This is a genomic window from Pseudonocardia sp. ICBG1142 (assembly GCF_020496255.1).
In the GTDB taxonomy this organism is placed as follows: domain Bacteria; phylum Actinomycetota; class Actinomycetes; order Mycobacteriales; family Pseudonocardiaceae; genus Pseudonocardia.
The window spans coordinates 84,333-101,107 of record NZ_JAHLJC010000034.1 but is presented as its reverse complement, the minus strand read 5'-3'; the positions used below and the strand labels follow the sequence as shown (position 1 = coordinate 101,107).

The window sequence follows — 16,775 nt, the reverse complement described above, 5'->3', positions numbered from 1 at the left end:
TGTTGACAGCCCGTGCACAGGCGTGCACGATCGCCACGCCAACACCATGATGCGGATCTCGCAGGGCGAGCCGCATCGAGGAATCGTCGCGCTTTGTCTCCCCGGAGGTCTCGATGTTCGCCTCGCCCCCCGACGAGCCTGATCTCGGGCGGCAGTGGATGCCGCCGGGTCTCGTCCCGCCGCGGCCGGTCCGTCGTTCGGGGCGTGACGGAGTGGACCAGGAGAACTGGCTGCGGGACAGGATCCTCACCGCCACCCGGGAACTGACACTCGCCGCAGAAAAAGTCCGCAACCCCTACGGGGCGACCCTAGAGGACCAGGCGCCGGCGGCGTGGCATGTCCGGACCACCCAGGCGATCCTCGACGACTGCGTCGAACACCTCGACGACCTCGACGACTGCGACCGACACCACGGGCCCGGCGAGCCCCCGACACAGCCGCCACGCCCGTAAGAGCAGCCGCCGACCGGGCCAGTAGCCGGGTCTGGCAGGATCGGACAGTGAGCTGGCTCTCCTGGCTCTCCTGGCTCTCCTGGCTCTCCTGGCTCTCCTGGCTCTCCTGGCTCTCCTGGCTCTCCTGGCTCTCCTGGCTACCGGGACCGCCGGACAGCCGCTTCCCTCAGCGCAGACGAAGGATCGACGAATGACCACCTAGACCGCTTAGACCGCTTAGACCGCTTAGGGCGACAGCCAGATGCTGGTCGTCCCACGATCTCAATTCGATATGGCGGGCTGGAGCAGCATCAGCAGCAGTATGTGCTTCAGAACGAAGTAGGGCCCGACCTCTCGGCCGGGCCCTACAACGGAAGTACAACGGAGTTCCCGCTCCGCTCCTTCAGCCCCCCCATCCCTGAAGGAGCGAGCACGCGTTGGATGCGTGGTTACACGATAGCGCGGCCCCCGGCACGACAGCAACGCCCCCAGACGGGTGCGACCGGGATGTCTGTGGGTGTCCGGTCCGGGCCGGGCTCGATGCCGGGCTCTGGCCCTTGGGCGGGCTCGACCAGGGTGAGCTGGCCGCCACGGCCATGGCAATGAGCACCGCAGACTGGCCGCCCGCCGACGAGCTGCACACCGCCCCGCCGCCGACGGCGCGGATGTGTACGCACTGCGTCCGCCGTTCCGGGCAGCCCCGGGACACGGTGCTCGACTCGATCGTCTGCGCCCCGTGCTGGATCTCGATCACCGACGACACGACCACCCGGAGCGACGCCGAGACCGCCGCTGCGGCACTCCGGGGGTTACCGCGGACCGCGCAGGACTGGCGTGAGGCTATCCACGCGTCGGCCTGGTGGCAGCGGCTGCGCCGTGATGTCCGCCGACGCCTGGAGCCGTTGCTCGCCGAGCTCGCCCGCCGCGCGGACTGGACCGACCATCTCACCTGGCCCACCTGGAAGCGTCTGCAGCAGGCCTCGGGGTGGTCACGGTCCTCGGTCGCGTCCTGGCTGGCGAAGCTCCAAGAGTTCGACTGGCTGATCCTCGTCGAGCCCGGCTCGACCCCGCAGTACCGCGGCCCGATCCAGAGCATGCTCCACGGACGACACGGCAACCGCGCAGCGGTCTACCAACTCCACCTGCCCGACCACGCGATCACCGAGTCGAACACCGCCGCGCACCGCGACGACCTCCGGCCGCTCACCGAGACCGGCGACATCACCCCCGACACCACAACCAACACCCCCTCTCACAGATCGTTGCGCGGCGAAAGTTGGACCCCAACGGGGTTTACTCTTACCGCAGGTAAGAGTTCTGTTCACACGCGCGCGAAAACGATCATCCACAGCGGCCAACGAACCCGGCCCCGGCCCGCTACGCGGGGCCCGCAGCCGACCCGTCCGGAGCCGCCCCGTCAGGGACGACGGTGGGGCGACTGGTTCGATGACCGAGTGCCCACCAGCCGCGGGGGGATGCTCGCCGCCGCACGACAGCTGCGCGATGACCCGCTACTGGCCCAGCTCTCACCGCGAGCAATCCGCGCCCAGGTGAAGCCGTTCTGGCGGGCCGGGTGGACCAACAACGACCTACGCCACGCCCTTCACCACCAGCCCACCCTCGATGGCCCGTCCCGGCCCGTCGAACGCTGCCCCGCCGGGCAGGTGCGCTGGCCATCGGCGTGGCTACGCCACCGCCTGGCGCCCTGGACCGGCCCGTGCGGGCCCCTGCCCGCCCCGCACGTCGACGCCCGCCAGCGGGCCGACCTCGCGGCCCGGCACGGCCACGCCGCCGCACAGCGGCTGCCCTACGGCCACACCCAGCTGGCGGTCGACACCCTGCGAGCCGACGCCCAGCAACAGGCCGAGGCCCGCGCCACCCTGGCCCGCAACCAGACCCGCGACCGGCACGCGCTACTCACCGGGCTCGTCACCGACCACGACACCGCCAGCACCAGCACCCGGGAGACCGCCCGCGACCACATCACCGCTCTGCTCAAAGACCGCCGTTCCCGACGACTCGCCGCTGCCGGGACGTCGTGCTGAACACCAGCACCCGCGCCCGTCCGGCGGCTCTGGAGACGCACGAACGGAGCTGCCGCGCCGCTTCCGGTCCTCGCCCGCCAGAGCGGGCTCCGGTCCGGGTCGACTTGCCCACGACCACCGACGTCACCTGAAGCCGTCACAGACGCCCTCAGCGCCCACTACAGGCCCGTCCGTCACCGCCGGTGAACGTCCCCGACCAGACCACAGCCAGGACACAACCGCCACGAAGGAACCGGGCAGCCCGGCCAATACCGGAACGCCCGCCTCAACACCGAAGACCCGACGTGTCGACGGCGCCAGGATGCCGCAGACAGCCACCCACAAGCACCCGGACCAGCGGAAACACCCCACTTCTCGATCAACAACGTGGTCGCGCCGGAGCTGCTCCCAGGGCAACTCGGGATAGCTGGCGGGGGCGCTGACCTGCGGATTCCCCCGGAACCAGAGCTGCCTCCGCCGCGTCATCGATACCGACGACCTCTCCCACCTACTGGCGCGATACACCCTCGATAAGCGCCGGGACCAGCAGAAACACCCCGGCGCATGATCAACCTCTGCCTCGCCGCGGCCCCCTTCCGGGGCTTCCCTGTTGGTCACGATTGCGCCCCTGACCTGGGGAATCCTGTCGAGGTCGACCGTGCTGAACACCTCCCTCCCTGGGCGCTCGCTCCCGGAACACTCCTGCGAGTGGATATCGACACGTAGCCGGACCAGCGGAAACAGCCTTGTTCATGATCGTCCCGTGGGTCGCTACGCGGCGCCGACCAGGCCTCCGCCCCGCTCGGATCGCGCCCCTGACCTGGGGATATGTTCGCTCGCGCGCCGCGGGGACCGAGCTCTTCGCCTGGACCATCCTCCCTCACGCGCCTGGGCGAGTAGGTGTCGACAAGTATCGGGACCAGCGGAAACGCCGCAATGAAACGATCTTGAGTGGCTGGCGACAGCAGACACTGGCCGCAGCGGTCGAGTGACAACGCTCTGACCAGGGGATTCTCTTCGGCAGTGTGGCTGTTGTTGGTGCTGTTCAGGTCGCTCTGTGCCGCTGCACGGCGAACGGTGCACGCGGCAAAGGTGCTGGTCCCGATACCTGTAGAGCGATCTTGACGCAGGCCCCTGGGGCGCTGGCGAGTCGGATGTCCGCACGGCCCCAGGAGTGGATCATCACGGTGGAGCCCGGGCCGCCGGGACCCGGCCGCGGGACCGGCGCGCCGGCCCGCGCGCCGTTGCCACCCTGGTGTCGCCGCGGTCACGCTCGCTGCAGCGGCCGTGGAGGTGCGCGCGGCGCGGCGTTGCGGGCCGATCCCGACCGCGCTGGCCCCGAGCCCGGCCGGGCTGCTCTCGCTGGCGAGGCGCACGAACGCTCTGGGTGGCACGGGCGGCACGACAGCGCTGCCCGCGGGCCCGTACCCGCGGTGGCCGGTGTCGTCGAGCGGTCTCAGCGCCCCGTTCAGGCGTGCTTCGGCCGGATCGACGCGCCACCTGCGCTGCCGGGTCCGCGCCGGTCTCGAAGCTGGACGCCGCAGTGCCCCGCCCGCGCCGCCGGGACGGCGGTCGCCGAGGCCTACGCCGCGCCGGTTCCGGCCCGGCCCCGAGAGGGCGTTATCGAGCAGGCATCGCAGAGGTGTGGTTGCGTGCCGGGCGACCGCCCACTCGCAACCCCGGCGAGGCTGCCGAGGTCGCCGATAGCGGCGCTGGGTAGTGGCGAACGATCATCGTCTCGAGCCTGGCCGGGGCGCTTGGGGACGTCGTCGGCGGCGGTCGTCGTGCGCGGCCGTGCCCGGGAAAGTCGGGTGGAAATCCCCGGGGCTCTCGCGTGCGCGCGCGACGCGCGCCTACGCGCACATCGCGTTGAGACCCGCCCGACGGGGATTCCCGGCGAGGAAATTTCCTTGCCGGAAACTCGGCCGGCACGACTCGACCGGCACCGCCGGGCGGTTGCGTCCACGGAGGTGGTGTACGGCGTCAGCGAGGGTCGGCGGGCTCGGCTGCCGAGGTGTCCTCGGGCGTCCGGCCCGTGTTGCTCGTCGACTGCTGCTCGGCGCGATCCCTCTGCGGTCCTCGGTCGGCTCGCGCCGCGGGTCGCACCTCCGGCTCGGAGCCAGTCGGTCGTCCGACCACGCGGCGCTCGTCATGCGCCGTCGCCGGCGAGGTCGGCCCGTGGTCGCGTTCGGGCCGCGCGCCCGGAGCCGGGGCCGGTCGCCGGCTCACGGTTCGGCTGGGCCGGTTCGGCTGAGCTGCCGGGGCCCGGCGCGACGGCCTGGGGACGCCGCTGCCCGCCGTCGACAGGAGTTTTTCCTGGAGGAAATTTCCTCGGCGGCGGCTGCTCGTGGCCGGTCTCAACGCGATGTGCGCGTAGGCGCGCGCGAGAGGCCCCTGGGAATTTCCTTCGCCCGCGACCGTCGCGGCGATGTCCCGACAGCGTTCGCCGGGCCCTGCGCCTGGCCGCATCCCAGCCCGATCGGCGCGTGCGGTGTGTGCCTGCCTGGTGACAGCGGGTTCGACCCTGGTCTTGTCACAGGAGCGGGCGGGGTGCTAGACATGTCGAAGCCCGTCTGGCTTCCTGCTGGGTGGGCGACCGACACCCCGGATTGAACTCCGGGGCGCCGGTCTGACCAACCAACCTGACTAGAAACAGGTGATCGGCTATGTGGCATCGTGCCTGCACGACCCATATTGTTCCACCCCCGGGTGGCCTGGTTCCCCCTCTGGATGGTGACCCCGGCTGTGAGCAGCTGCGGTGGTTCCCGGATGGGTGGACTGAGAAGCTCATCGATCGCCTGTGGGTGACCGTCGCTGTGGTGCCGCTGCCGCGCACCTCTGCGCCGGGGTGGGCCCGATGAGCACGGGCGGGTCCCGGTCGGAGTCGTGGCTGGAGGACCTGGTCCTCGCCCCGGACTCCGACCGCGTTGACTCCGGTGGGGCCGGGCCGCGTCTGATCGGTGAGGCCCGGCTCCTGGCTAAAGAGGTGGAGCAGGCCCGCGCTGTGGTCGCGCTCCAGGATGATCCCGCGCTTCTCGATGCCCGGTCGTCGCGGGAGCGCCGCGCCGACCGGAAGGTGACCGAGAAGCTCCGCAGCGCGGAGCGTGCGGAGCGGCGCCGGACCCGGATGGCCGAGATTGCCGCTGTGCGGGGTGAGCGCCGGGAGGCCGGCTGGGCGCATCGTGCGGTCGCGAACCGCGACCGTCTGCTCAACCCGGACCGTCGGCTGACCTCGACCTACCGCCGCTATGTCGGCCTGTCGATGGTGCCGCCGCTGCTGATCGCCGCCGGGGTGCTGTTCATGGCGGTGACCGTGCACGACGGCGTCGTCGGTGTCGACGGCCCGTGGTACGGCTACCTGATCGAACCTCTCGCTTCGGTGCTGCTGGTCGTGAGCTTGTTCGTGGGTTTCACCGCGGTGCAGCACGGCCGCCGCATCCCCCGCGGCCTGTATGCGCTGGATGCGGTCCTCGCCGCGGCGTCCCTCGCGCTCACGGTGGTGCCGTGGGGCGTGCGTTACGGCTTCGACCCGGGCTCGACCCTGGCGCATGTCCTGCCGCCGCTGCTGGTCGCTGCGGCGGTGGTGGTGCAGCATGTGTTGCATTCGGTGTTCCGGCCGATCTTCGCTGACCTGTATGACGAGCTGACTCCTGCCCGGCTGGATGAGACGGCGGCGGACACGGTCGTGCTGTATGAGCGGACTCGGCGCGCGGTCGCCGATGGCCACATTCCCGCTCCGGCGGTGTCGGGGGAGCGGGCCGGGTCGGTGTCGCGGGAAGCGATCCGCAAGACCTTCGGGATCGGGAAGTCCCGCGCCCAGCTCGCCGGTGACGCCTATGACCACGTCACCACGTTCCTGCACCGCACCACTGCCGCAGCCACAGCACCGGTGTCGCCGGGTGTGTCGTCGGTGGCGGGGCGTGTGAACGGTGCCCGGGTCGCCGCCCTCGCATAGTCCTGGCGCGGCGGCGTTCAGTTCGGCTCTGCCGTTCGCTCTGCCGGGCAGGTCTGTCTAGTTCTTTCTCGGGTCGTCTTCGGCTGGTTGTAGCGGCGTGCTGTAGCTGCTGTGGGGCTGCCGTGGGCCCGATGGTGTCCGTTATCTCCTGTTTGTTCTGCTTCTTCCTTTTTGGGGTGAGGTTTGCGTGTCTGTTGCTGTGTCGTCATCTGGAGTGTCTCGTCCGGTGCCGCGTCGATCGTCGCGTCGAGTGTCGGACCGGCCGCTGGACCGGGCGTTGGATCACTCGCCAGACCGGTCGGGTCAGTTGTCGTTGTTCCCGCCGGAGCGGGTGCGGGTGCGTCGCCCGCGGTTCGCGCCGCATCCGGTGCGGGCGGCGGTGTCGCGGCTGGGGTCGGTGGTGTCGTCGGTTCCGCTGCTGCTCGGGCTGGGTGGTGTGGGGTTCGCGGTGTTTGTGCTGGTGGAGGCGATGTTCCCGGCGGCCGGGGACTGGTCGGCGCCGCGGATCGTGATGGGCTTGGCGGCGGTGCTGGTGTGGTGCAGCGTCGCTGCTCTGGTGACCCGGGCCCTCGACCGCCGGCGTGGTGTGGGGCGGGGTGGTCGGCGGTGAGCGGCTACCGCCGCCGCACCGCCGCGGCTGCTGGCGCGGGTGTGGAGGTCGCGTCGCGCCGGGGGCGTCCGGACCGTCGGCGGTCGCGGTTCGTGGTGCGGTTCGCCGCGGCCGGGAGTGATGTGGAGCGGTTGGCCGCGGCGTTCGATTACGCCCGCGGCGCGGCGTCGCGGCGGCATCCGGACCCGGCCGAAGCCGCGGCTGCGGTCGAGTCTGCGGTGTCGGCGCTGGTCACGGCCGGGGATCGACTTCTGGAGCTGCAGGCCCGTGAGCCGTTGAGCGCGGGAAGGAGTCGGCGGTGACGACGACGAGTACAGCGCCGAGTGCAACGACGACGAGTACGACGACGAACGAGTCGATTCCGAGCGCGGCGGCCCCGAGCGAGTCGGCCCCGAGTGCGGTGGTGTCGGCTGTTGCGGGGAAGGCTGGGTGGGGCCCGGTCCCGGAGGCGGGTCCGCCGTGGTGGACGCGACTCGCGCGGACGCTGGCGAGCGCCGCCACGGCTGCGGTGACGGGCTGCCGGGCCGCGGTGGAGCGCCCGGTCACTCTGGCCGAGGGCATCGAGTTGGCGCGGCGCGGGGACTGGACGGCCAGTGAGCATCCGATGGTGCGTCAGGTCGCGGTCGCGCACTTCTGGCTGGTGCAGGCCCCCGCCCTGCTGGTTGCGGGGGTGCTGGGGTGGGCGTCGCGGACCCCGGGCCGACTCTGGACGGTCGCGCCGCTGGCGGTGACGGTGGCGTCGGTGCTGAACGAGATTCCGCTGGTCGGAGTCCTGGTGCCGGAGTTCGTGACCTGGTCCTACTGGACGCCGTCGTGGCTGTCCGGGTCTGAGGGGAGCACGTCATGAACGCGTGGGCCAGTACTGGTGTGGTGGCGGCGTTGGCGCTCGTGCTGGGCGCCTGGCTGAAGTACAACGGCAACTGCGCGAAGACGACGAACGCGTTGTTCCTGGTCGCGGGGACCGGGATCGGCGGTGTCCTGGGGACGTTGCTGGGCAGGGTGTTCACGACGCTGTCGGGGGCGACCTCCACAGTCACCCAGCTCCTCGGCGTCGCCGGCGGCACGGTCCTGGCCGCGGTCTGTGTGATCGCCACCCTGGAGGTCGTGGTGAAGGGCATCGTGCCGAAGACCGCGCGCCCGAAGTCGTGGCATCCGTGGCTGGCGCTGACCGCCCCGACCCTGGCCGTCGCCTCAGGCGCTCCGCTGCTGGCCGGGTTCTACAGCGTGCTGGCCCGGGGTGTCGGGGGCGCGGGTGCGGTGGCCTCGACCTGGATCACCGGGTGAGCGGCGGTGGAGACGATCCTGCTGGTGTCCCTGCTGGTGTGGGGGCTGGCCCGGTATGCGGGCACGGAGGTCATCGCGACCGCGCGGGGGACGGAGCCGCCCCGCCTACAAGATCGGCGCCGCAGGGCCGAACGCGCCCATGAACGCCGCATGGCCCGCGATGCGCGCCGGACCGGGCCGACGATCGCCGAGGCCCTGGCCGCGCGGGTGGCGGAGCGGATCGCGCACCCGCGGGGGCGGCGTGAGCCGGGTCCGGCCCGTCGAGCTCTGGGTGCGTGGTGGGCCGACGGGTGGGACTACGCGACGGATCGGCGGCGGCGGCGTCATGAGCGGGCCGCGGCCGGGGAGTTGCGTCGGCAGCGGTGGGCCCGCGCGCTGCGGGACCGGGTCGGGCGGAGGTCCCGCCGCTCGGGTGCGGGTGGTCGTGGCGAGTGGACGCCCCGCCCGGGCACGCCACGCACCGCGGAACGCGACACGGGCCGGACCCCGGAGGCCGGGCCGATGGTGATCACCGTCGACCCGGGTCCCGAGCCGGTGCCCGCGGGGAAAGAAGCAGAGGAGGAGACCGAGGCCCCGCCCGCCAGCGGCAGCGTTCCCGAGACCGAGACCGAGACCGAGACCGAGACCGAGACCGAGACCGAGACCGAGACCGAGACCGGGGGCGGGTGGGCGACGGTGCACCCACTCCAGCGCCCGGCCCCGGCGAGCACGACCGACAGTCCTGTGACCAGCAGTAGCGATGGGAAGGATGTCCCGATGACCGCAACCACCAGCAGCACGACCATGGCGAGTGGGGAGACCCTGGATCCGGGCAGTGCGCATCATTTCTGCGAGCAGATGCGCGGTCTCGGGGAGCGGATGTTCACCGAGATCGAGCAGTTGGTGTCGTCGTTGTCCGCGGCGGGGGTGTCGGGCGCACCGATCGCGCTGTTGTCGCAGATGCAGGAGCACGCCGCGCTGTTCCGCGACAGCGCGTCGAGTGCGCAGGCCCATTTCGCTCGGCATCTGTCGACCCAGGACCAGGTCCTCTCGGACGACTCCCTGGCCGCGACGGTGTCGGGCACCTACATCGGCACCCGCACCTGACCCGCCCTCGGACTGGCCCTGACCTGCGCACGCGCAGGTCAGGGCCGGACCGGGGAAGCCCCGTCCTCGGAACCGGTACGCGCGTACTGGTTGTCGGGTGTCCGTGTCATGGCGGTGCGGGGCACCACCGAACATCACCGAACACTACCGAGCAGAACGAAACGAAAGTCTGCGCGTGACCGTACCTGCGCGCGACCGCTGAGGACCGGAGGGCGCGTTGAGTGCAGCGATCGAGTCAGGGCCGGCCGATCCGGCCGGGCTGTCCCCGGAGGTGCTGGTGGCGGCGTTGCAACGCCTGACCGCCGACGAGATCCACGACGAGTCCGCTGCGAGTGCGGGTGGTGAGGTGGTGGCGCGCCCGGCGGGTTCGGTGTTGCGGCGGGAAACGCCTGGTCAGGCCGCTGCCAGCGAGCGGGTGGAGCGGGTCCGGGCGTCGGTGTGGGCGCGGCGGGTGCCGTATCTGGTCACGGCGGCGACGGCGGCGATGGGGGCCCTGGGCTGGGCGTTGTGCGATCTCGTCGCCGCTTCGGAGGGGCCGGGTGCGGCGGCCGCGGTGTCGGCGGGTCTCGGGCTCGCGGTGTCGGCCGGGCTGGCCGGTGCGCGGGGCTGGTGGCGCCGCCGGGTCCCGGCGTCGTGGAAGAAGGCGTCGTGGGCGGGTGTCGCCGGTGCGGGTGCGTGGGTGGGTGCGGCGGCGTTGGCCGGCCCGGCCGATCCGGCCCTGCTCGCCGTGCTCGCGGCCGGTTCGGCGGCGTGCTGGTCGGGCTGGATGGCCGCCCACCCGGTCACGGTGCCGTCGACCGGCCCGGTCCTGCCGACCGAGGACGCAGGTGATGTCGGGGACCGTCTTGCTCGGCGGTGGGCGGCCAATGTCGCTCGCCGGGGGAAAGCGCTGCCGGACTCGCTGTTGACGGATCGGGTGGAGTCGGGGCGGGCGATCCGGTGGACGGTGCGCACTCCGCCGGGGGAGGTGTGTTTCGACGACATCCTGGGTCGTCGGGCCCGGATCGCCTCCGCTCTGGGTGTGTCGGGGAAACATCTGGTGGTGGAGCCGTATCCGGACGACGAGGGCTGGGCGGTGATCACCGTGATCGTGCGGGACGTGCTCTCGGCGGGGATCGCCTATACCGGGCCGCGGTATGAGTCCGGGGCCATCCCTCTCGGGCCGTATGCCGACGGGGAGGGGGAGATGGTCTTCCATGCCGTGGAGGAGGTCGGGGTCCGCAACGGTCTGGTGACCGGTGAGCCGGGGTCGGGGAAGTCGGCGTGTTTGGAGGCGATCGGCCTCGGCCTCGTGGCGTCGGGGTGCTGGCATGTGTTCTTCGGTGACGGTGACCCCGACGGCGGGTCGTCCCCGGTGCTCAACGATGTCGCCGATTGGGCGGAGTCCGGTCCGGACGGTGTCCTGGCCCAGCTCGCCGCGGTCGAGGCCGCCCTGGAAGTCCGGTCGCTGCTCAAGTCCACCCTCACCGACGCCCCCGCCGACCCCGACAGTGACGGCGACGGCGACGGCGGGGCCGGGGCTGGGGCGTTGGTGGCGATCACCGATCCGGCGGTCCAGTCCCCGGCGCGCAAGCTGCTGCCCACCCCGGAGCTGCCCGGGCTGATGTGGATCATCGATGAGTTGCATCGCCTGTCGACGCATCCGCATATGGTCGCGGCCGATTTCATCGGACGGTTGGAGCGGGTGGTGCGGATCGGCCGTAAGTACGGCGTCGGGCTGGTGGTGGGGACGCAGTCGTTGCTGGCGCCGGATTTCGGGCAGTCCACGGAGGCTTATTCAGGGCCGCCTGGCGGGCTACCTCGCTGCGGTCCCGACCTGGAGAAACACCGCACTTCATGATCACCCTGAATAAGCCTCACGGTGCTGCGGAGTTTCCTGACCGCCCGGAACCTGTTCGCTTTCCGCAACATGAACCGCAGCGAGAACGCCGTGATCGACGGTCTCGCGGTCGCCCCCACCAGCCTGCCCTCGGGTGGTGGGTATTGCTTCGCGAACTCAGGTGGGCGGATGACGATGGGCCGCGTCGCCTGGGCAGAGGATTTGGGGGAGTGGGTGCGGTCGGTGCCCGCCGCCGTCCTGGACGGCGACACTGCTGCGGCGGTTCTGCCGTTCCAGCCGGTCCAGGGTCTGTCGCCGCAGGCGCGGTGGGAGACCCAGACGGCGAAGCTGGCCGCCTGGCGCCGCACCACCACCGGCGCCGAGCTGCCCTCACCATCAGATGCGGCGCCTGTGGTCCCTGCTGTGCCCTCGTCAGCGCCGGTGCCGGTGGTGGCGTTGCCGGGCTGGTCGGGTGTGGCCGTGCCGTCGGCGTTGACCGCCGCCGATGTCGTATCGGTGCCCGCCCCGGCTGCGGAGACCGTCGCCAGTGCTGAGGGCGCGGAGCATGCCGGGTTGTCGTCTGCGCAGCGGGAGGTCTACGCCGCCCTGGCTGCCGGGCACACCCGGACCGGGGACATCGCCGCGGTGACGGGGCGGAAGGCCCCGGCGGTGTCGAAAGCGTTGACCGCATTGGCGAGCGCCGGGTTGGCGGTCAAGACCGGCCGCTGCTGGACTGTCTCGACCGGGTCGGTCGGCGCGGTACGGGTGGGCGCGTGATCTCGTCGGCCGGGCCCTGGCGCTCGCTGTAGTTGATGCGACTGAATGGTAGGATTGCTTGGTGGGGTCAACGGAGAAGGTGTCGCTGTCGCTTGATGCGGGTGCGCTGGTTCTTGCTCGGCGGGCTGCGGAGTTGGAGGGGCGCACGTTGTCGGCGTTCATGAGTCGGTTGGTGTTGCGGCATGCCTGGGAGTCTGAACGGCCGTCGTTGAGTGCTGCGGCGCAGGACCGTGCCGATGCTGCGATGGCCGCGCTGGACGAGCGTGAGGACCAGCTCGGCACCGGTGCGGGGGCTACGGGTGGGTGGCGTGCGTCGGGGTGAGTTGTGGCGTGCGCCGTCGGTGGTGCGTGATCGAACGATCCTGATCGTTAGCGCTCAGCCGGTGATCGACCGGGGTGTGTCGATGCTCTACGGGGTCGAGGCCGATGAGCAGGACCCGGGCGCGATCTTGTTGGTCGTGCCGGTCGAGGTTGATGGCGAGCTGCGGTGGCTCAACGTGCAGCGTGGCCTGACCCGGGTCTACCGGCCGACCTTGACCGAGTCACTCGGCCTGGTCGATCAAGCTGTGCTCGACCAGCTCGATGCGCTCCTACGCGTCGCGCTCGACCTCTGAACGCGGCCGGTTGGGTACCGTCGCCGGTTCTGTCATCGCCGCGATCGCCCCCCGTCGTCCTCTCTGTTCGCTCTGGTGGCGTGTGTCGCGTGCCGGGTGGTGTCCAGCTCGGCGGTGTTGGGCACCACCCGGCGGTGAGCGCCGGTGTCGGCGGGGCTCGGGTTCAGGACCGGCTTGGGTGATGCTGGTGTCTACCAGCGGTAGTTGAACTTGTCGATTTTGAAGCCTTGTTCGCGGAAGTAGGCGCTGACGACCTGGATGGTGACGGGTCCGCTGTGGCCGTCGTTGGTGACGGTGTGGCGGGTGGTGTAGGCGCCGCGGTTGTCGGCGTCGCTCATGGTGAACTCGAACAGGTAGGTGCCGGGTTCGTAGAAGCGGATGGTGATGAATCCGCCGTCGACCTGGCACCACAGGGGGTCGCCTTGGCGGCATTCGGGGTTCCCGCCGGGACGTACGGTGGACTGGCTGGAGCCGGAGTTTCCGTAGGGCTGGCCCGGCGGTGGAGGCGCGGCGCTGGCGGCGGGTGCGAGGAGCAGGGTCGCGGCCAGCGCGGCTGCGGTGGTCAGCCCGGCCACTGCGCGGCGGGTGATGCCGCGGCGTCGGGAACCTCGTGGAGCGCTGTCGGGGGGCGTGATCGTCACGGAATGGGAGTAGATCACGAACCGTGCGTGACCGGTAGACACCTGTCGGTCACACGGACGGGCACCTGAACGAGGGGCGACGAGGTCCTCGTCGTTGTTGACAGCTGTCGTCCCGGGGTGGTGTCGGCGTGGTGTCAGGTGGTGAGGCGGGCGCGGATGGCGTCGATGGGTTGGGTGTAGCCGGTGGGGCTGTTGATGGTGCGCCGGAGGTGGCGGTGGACGAGGTCGAGGGTGTCGGGGGCGGTGATGCCGGGTCGGTCGGGGTCGATGCCGATGCTGTGGTGGTCGAGGAGGTGTTCGACGGTGTAGAGGTGGTCGTTCATGACGCCTCGGACGCGTCGGTCGAGGGTTTTGGCCAGGGCGACGGTGTCGGGGTCGAGTTCGCCGAGGGCGTCGGTGGGGAGGTCCGCGGCGTCGAGGGCGGCGTGGATGCGTGCCACGAGCAGGGGGCCGGGTGGGCGTAGGTCGCGGACGCGGATGTCGGGGATGAACACCGAGAATAGGGTGTCGGCGTGGGTGAGTAGGAGGCATTTGCGGGCGCGGAGCCAGGCCAGGTGCAGGTACCAGTCGTCCTCGGCCGCGGGGAGGGTGGGGAGCTGGTCGGGGCGTTGCCGGATGGCGGTGAGCACTTTCGCGGTGGCGCGCACGATCATCATTCGGAGGATACGGGATCGCTTCGTGCCTGGGTCGCTGTCTCATGACCTGGCGTGGGTGTCGTTCTGGTTACCGTTGTCGGGGTCGGGTTCGCGATATTTCTGATTGGCGGTGTTGTGGTGCGGTACGGGCATTCCAGGATGTCGGGTGCGGGCAGGTCGTCGGGTTCGGGTGGTGCGGGGCGGGATCCGGGTCGTCGGGTGCCGGATCGTCGTGCGGCACCTTCTGCGGGGCCGTGGGGTCCGTCGCCGTCGGGGGGTGTGGAGCGGTCGTATTTTTGTCGGTCGTGCAAGTTGACGGCGGTGGGGATCAGTGTTCCGACGGGTTGGTATCTGTTGGAGCGGTCGCCGGGTGGTGGGGGTCGTCATCTGCGGTTGGGGATGTATTGCTCGTTGGCGTGTGTGTTGTCGGCTGCGGAGGATTTGAAGCTGGGGGAGCGTGAGCATGCTCGGCAGTTGGGGACCTCGGCGGATGCGGAGCGGGATCGGGCTCGGGTGTTGGAGCGGGCGGAGACGATGATCCGTCGGGGGATGACCGCGAAGGCCGCTGCGGATGTGCTGGGGGTGCCGCCGGCGGCGTTGCGGACGTGGTTGAAAGCGGCCGGGATCCCCGTGGTCCCTGATGCTGGGGAGGCGCCGTCGGTGACTCCGGTGTTCGCTGCCCCGGGCAGCGTCCCGCCCCCGGCGGCTGGGGCGGGAGGTGCGGGGTCTGGCGCGGTGCAGGCCGTGCCGGTGTCGCAGGTGGGTACTGGGCCGGGGATGTCCACCGATGTCGATCCCGCTGTCGAGGACGAGCCTCCGTCTGCCCGGGGTGAGGGTAGCGCTGCGCGGGGCGGTTCGACAGGTTCGGTGCAGCAGAAGACCGTGGGAAAAACGACGGGGAAGAAGGGTGGGGTGAAGCCGGGTCAGGATCCGGTGTTGGGGAAGTACACCTCGCCGCGGGCGTTGTTGCATCATTGGCGGCAGGTGGAGCGGATCGCGGATCTGGAGATCGGTGCGGTCCCGGCGGGGGTGGGGAAGTCGGGGCATCCGCAGGGGTTCACCGCGACGGTGTCGGCGCGGCTGCTGGTGGGCGACACCGTGGGCGAGGTGGTGGTGTGCACGGCGACGGAGGGGGCGAAGATGAAGGCGTGTGACGTCGCGGCGTATGCGTTGGCGAAGATCCTGCGCCCGATCATGGACACCGCCGCCGCCGCCGCCGCTGCGGCAGGTGCTGGCGCCGCTACCTCCACCGCGGCGGGCGGGGTTGCTGCTGCTCCCGCGCTGCTCTCTGCCCCTGCCGCTGCCCCTGCCCCTGCCGCTGCTTCGTCGGCGGTGTCGGCGGTTCCGGATGCGCGGTTGGTGCGGGAGTGGGCTCGGGAGAACGGCTACACCGTCGGGGAGCGGGGTCGGCTCCCGGCTCATGTTCGGGCGGCCTATCTCGCCGCGGTAGCGGGTCCGTGCTCGTCTGGGTGAGCATGGGCGGGTGAACAGACCCGACCCGGATGCCGTGGCATCTGATGCTGTGGCGGGGGAGATTGCGCCGGTTCGCCGGTTCGCGGAGGTGGTGCGGGCGGCGCGGGGTGTGGAGCCGCATCCGGTGTGGGGTGATCGGGAGGCGGAGGCGCTGACCGCGGTGCGGGTGGTGTCGGCGTTTCTGGATCATCACGCTCACACCGATGTCGCTCGGGTGTTCGTCGACACCCTGCTCAGCTCCCTGCGTGACCTCGGTTCCCTCGGCAAACTTGGTGGTCCCGCTGCTGCCGCTGTTGCTGCGGCGGTGACCGGTACGTGCGGCGGCGATGTCGGGGCGGCTGCTGGTTCTGGGGAGTCTGGTTCTGAGGGGGCGGTGCGGGGTCGTCGTCGGCGCTCGGCTGCTCGTGGGGGTGTCGCGCACGAGGGGGATGTGCCTCTGGCCTTGTGGCCGCTCGACGACAGTCCCCCCGACCCCGACCCCGACCCCGACCCCGACCCCGACCCCGACCGCAGCGGTGGCGGTGTCAGCGTCGGCGAGCCTGGCGTCAGTCTCGGTGCCCTGGGTGGGGCGGACGATGGCTCGTCGGGCGAGGGTCGTGCTGTCGCCGCTGTGGATCAGGGGGTTCCCAGGAAGGCCGCGCCGCCGCGGGTGTCGGTGGGGGCGGTGCGGGTGTGGGCGCAGGCTCAGGGTTATCCGGTGGGTGCGCGGGGGCGGTTGTCGGGGCAGGTGCGGGATGCCTATCTGCGGGCCCATCCGGAGTTGTTCGATCCCGGCGGGTCGGGCCTGGCGACTGGTGGTCGCTGCTGATTCGGGTCAGGGGGTGAGGCCGACCCGACGGTAAGCCGCGGCGCGGTCGAGGTGGGTGATGTGGAGGTCGTCGCCGCCGATGGCGATGGTCAGCACCTGGATTTCGTCGGGGCTGTACTGGTCGGGCAGCGCCTGGCCGAGGGTGGTGAAGCCGCGGTGCATGGTCTCGAGGGCGGTGGTGGTGCCGCGGTCGAGGGTGTCGGCGATGACTTCGATCCGGATGGTGAGGTGCTCGCCGCCGAGGTGCTCGCCGCCGCGATCGTCCGGGTCGTAGACGGTGCTGTCGGCGGTGTCGTCGCTGTCGGCTGGGGGCCGGGTGGGTCCGGCGTAGGCGTCGGCGATGCGGCCGTGTCGGCAGAGCCCGGAGAAGTAGCTCATCAGGGCGTAGGAGGCCTGGTAGAGGTCTTTGTTGCCGCGGATGGTGAAGTCCTGGGTGGTGATGACGAGGATGTCGTCGGGGCCCATCGGGTCGGACATGTCAGGCACAGGGGCCAGTGTAGAAGCGCGGGCTGGGGTGCACTCGTTGACAAGCCGCAGGGTGCGGGAGAGCCCCGCACCGGGGGATCGTGGGCACCCTGTGCGACGGTGCCGTGATCCCCTCGGTGCGGGGCTCTCTGG

At 71.1% G+C, this 16,775-nt stretch carries 16 protein-coding genes; 13 read left to right on the top strand and 3 right to left on the bottom strand.

What is annotated here, in order from left to right:
- The first annotated feature begins 113 nt into the window (after nucleotides 1-113).
- From KPL59_RS32955 to KPL59_RS32905, 11 genes are all read left to right on the top strand, one after another.
- Entirely contained in the window at nucleotides 114-452 is a 339-nt protein-coding gene (locus KPL59_RS32955) for a hypothetical protein (protein ID WP_226360773.1), read from the top strand.
- 581 nt (nucleotides 453-1,033) lie between these two features.
- Entirely contained in the window at nucleotides 1,034-2,476 is a 1,443-nt protein-coding gene (locus KPL59_RS32950) for a hypothetical protein (protein WP_226360774.1), read from the top strand.
- Nucleotides 2,477-5,312: 2,836 nt separating this feature from the next.
- On the top strand, nucleotides 5,313-6,410 hold the full coding sequence (locus tag KPL59_RS32945; protein WP_226363161.1) for a hypothetical protein: 1,098 nt from the start codon (nucleotides 5,313-5,315) through the stop codon (nucleotides 6,408-6,410).
- Between the two features lie 307 nt (nucleotides 6,411-6,717).
- Complete coding sequence (locus KPL59_RS32940; RefSeq protein WP_226360802.1) at nucleotides 6,718-7,020, top strand: hypothetical protein; 303 nt, start codon at nucleotides 6,718-6,720, stop codon at nucleotides 7,018-7,020.
- Nucleotides 7,017-7,322 (top strand): hypothetical protein, encoded by a 306-nt coding sequence (locus KPL59_RS32935; RefSeq protein WP_226363160.1) that lies wholly within the window; start codon nucleotides 7,017-7,019, stop codon nucleotides 7,320-7,322. The genes KPL59_RS32940 and KPL59_RS32935 overlap by 4 nt, the downstream gene beginning before the upstream one ends.
- A gap of 206 nt (nucleotides 7,323-7,528) precedes the next feature.
- Complete coding sequence (locus KPL59_RS32930; protein WP_226363159.1) at nucleotides 7,529-7,867, top strand: hypothetical protein; 339 nt, start codon at nucleotides 7,529-7,531, stop codon at nucleotides 7,865-7,867.
- On the top strand, nucleotides 7,864-8,304 hold the full coding sequence (locus tag KPL59_RS32925) for a hypothetical protein (RefSeq protein WP_226363158.1): 441 nt from the start codon (nucleotides 7,864-7,866) through the stop codon (nucleotides 8,302-8,304). The genes KPL59_RS32930 and KPL59_RS32925 overlap by 4 nt, the downstream gene beginning before the upstream one ends.
- Nucleotides 8,305-8,310: 6 nt before the next feature.
- Nucleotides 8,311-9,390, top strand: a complete 1,080-nt coding sequence (locus tag KPL59_RS32920; protein ID WP_226363157.1) for a hypothetical protein — start codon at nucleotides 8,311-8,313, stop codon at nucleotides 9,388-9,390.
- Nucleotides 9,391-9,607: 217 nt separating this feature from the next.
- Nucleotides 9,608-11,230: an FtsK/SpoIIIE domain-containing protein gene (locus KPL59_RS32915; RefSeq protein WP_226363156.1), complete on the top strand. Its 1,623-nt coding sequence runs from the start codon at nucleotides 9,608-9,610 to the stop codon at nucleotides 11,228-11,230.
- A 21-nt stretch (nucleotides 11,231-11,251) separates the two neighbouring features.
- Nucleotides 11,252-11,986, top strand: coding sequence for a hypothetical protein (locus KPL59_RS32910; protein ID WP_226363155.1), 735 nt, complete (start codon nucleotides 11,252-11,254; stop codon nucleotides 11,984-11,986).
- Between the two features lie 236 nt (nucleotides 11,987-12,222).
- A complete protein-coding gene (locus KPL59_RS32905) occupies nucleotides 12,223-12,600 on the top strand; it encodes a hypothetical protein (protein ID WP_226363154.1) in 378 nt (125 codons plus the stop codon).
- A gap of 191 nt (nucleotides 12,601-12,791) precedes the next feature.
- On the opposite strand, the gene KPL59_RS32900 is transcribed toward KPL59_RS32905, so the two are convergent.
- Both KPL59_RS32900 and KPL59_RS32895 read right to left on the bottom strand, forming a co-directional pair.
- On the bottom strand, nucleotides 12,792-13,241 hold the full coding sequence (locus KPL59_RS32900; RefSeq protein WP_226363153.1) for a hypothetical protein: 450 nt from the start codon (nucleotides 13,239-13,241) through the stop codon (nucleotides 12,792-12,794).
- Nucleotides 13,242-13,375: 134 nt separating this feature from the next.
- Nucleotides 13,376-13,894, bottom strand: a complete 519-nt coding sequence (locus KPL59_RS32895) for a hypothetical protein (protein ID WP_226363166.1) — start codon at nucleotides 13,892-13,894, stop codon at nucleotides 13,376-13,378.
- Nucleotides 13,895-14,743: 849 nt separating this feature from the next.
- On the opposite strand from KPL59_RS32895, the gene KPL59_RS37325 reads away from it, so the two are divergent.
- Nucleotides 14,744-15,349, top strand: a complete 606-nt coding sequence (locus KPL59_RS37325) for a histone-like nucleoid-structuring protein Lsr2 (protein WP_226363152.1) — start codon at nucleotides 14,744-14,746, stop codon at nucleotides 15,347-15,349.
- 10 nt (nucleotides 15,350-15,359) lie between these two features.
- Nucleotides 15,360-16,157: an Lsr2 family protein gene (locus KPL59_RS32885; RefSeq protein ID WP_226363151.1), complete on the top strand. Its 798-nt coding sequence runs from the start codon at nucleotides 15,360-15,362 to the stop codon at nucleotides 16,155-16,157.
- A 6-nt stretch (nucleotides 16,158-16,163) separates the two neighbouring features.
- Here KPL59_RS32885 and KPL59_RS32880 read toward each other — a convergent pair whose 3' ends face one another.
- Nucleotides 16,164-16,643, bottom strand: coding sequence for a hypothetical protein (locus KPL59_RS32880; RefSeq protein WP_226363150.1), 480 nt, complete (start codon nucleotides 16,641-16,643; stop codon nucleotides 16,164-16,166).
- Between the last annotated feature and the right edge of the window lie 132 nt (nucleotides 16,644-16,775).

Excerpts from the sequence above, each read along its gene's own strand:
- KPL59_RS32955 (WP_226360773.1), top strand. The coding sequence starts at position 114 with ATGTTCGCCTCGCCCCCCGACGAGCCTGATCTCGGGCGGCAGTGGATG.
- KPL59_RS32950 (WP_226360774.1), top strand. The coding sequence starts at position 1,034 with ATGAGCACCGCAGACTGGCCGCCCGCCGACGAGCTGCACACCGCCCCG.
- KPL59_RS32945 (WP_226363161.1), top strand. The coding sequence starts at position 5,313 with ATGAGCACGGGCGGGTCCCGGTCGGAGTCGTGGCTGGAGGACCTGGTC.
- KPL59_RS32925 (WP_226363158.1), top strand. The coding sequence starts at position 7,864 with ATGAACGCGTGGGCCAGTACTGGTGTGGTGGCGGCGTTGGCGCTCGTG.
- KPL59_RS32905 (WP_226363154.1), top strand. The coding sequence starts at position 12,223 with ATGCTGCGATGGCCGCGCTGGACGAGCGTGAGGACCAGCTCGGCACCG.
- KPL59_RS32895 (WP_226363166.1), bottom strand. The coding sequence starts at position 13,894 with ATGATCGTGCGCGCCACCGCGAAAGTGCTCACCGCCATCCGGCAACGC.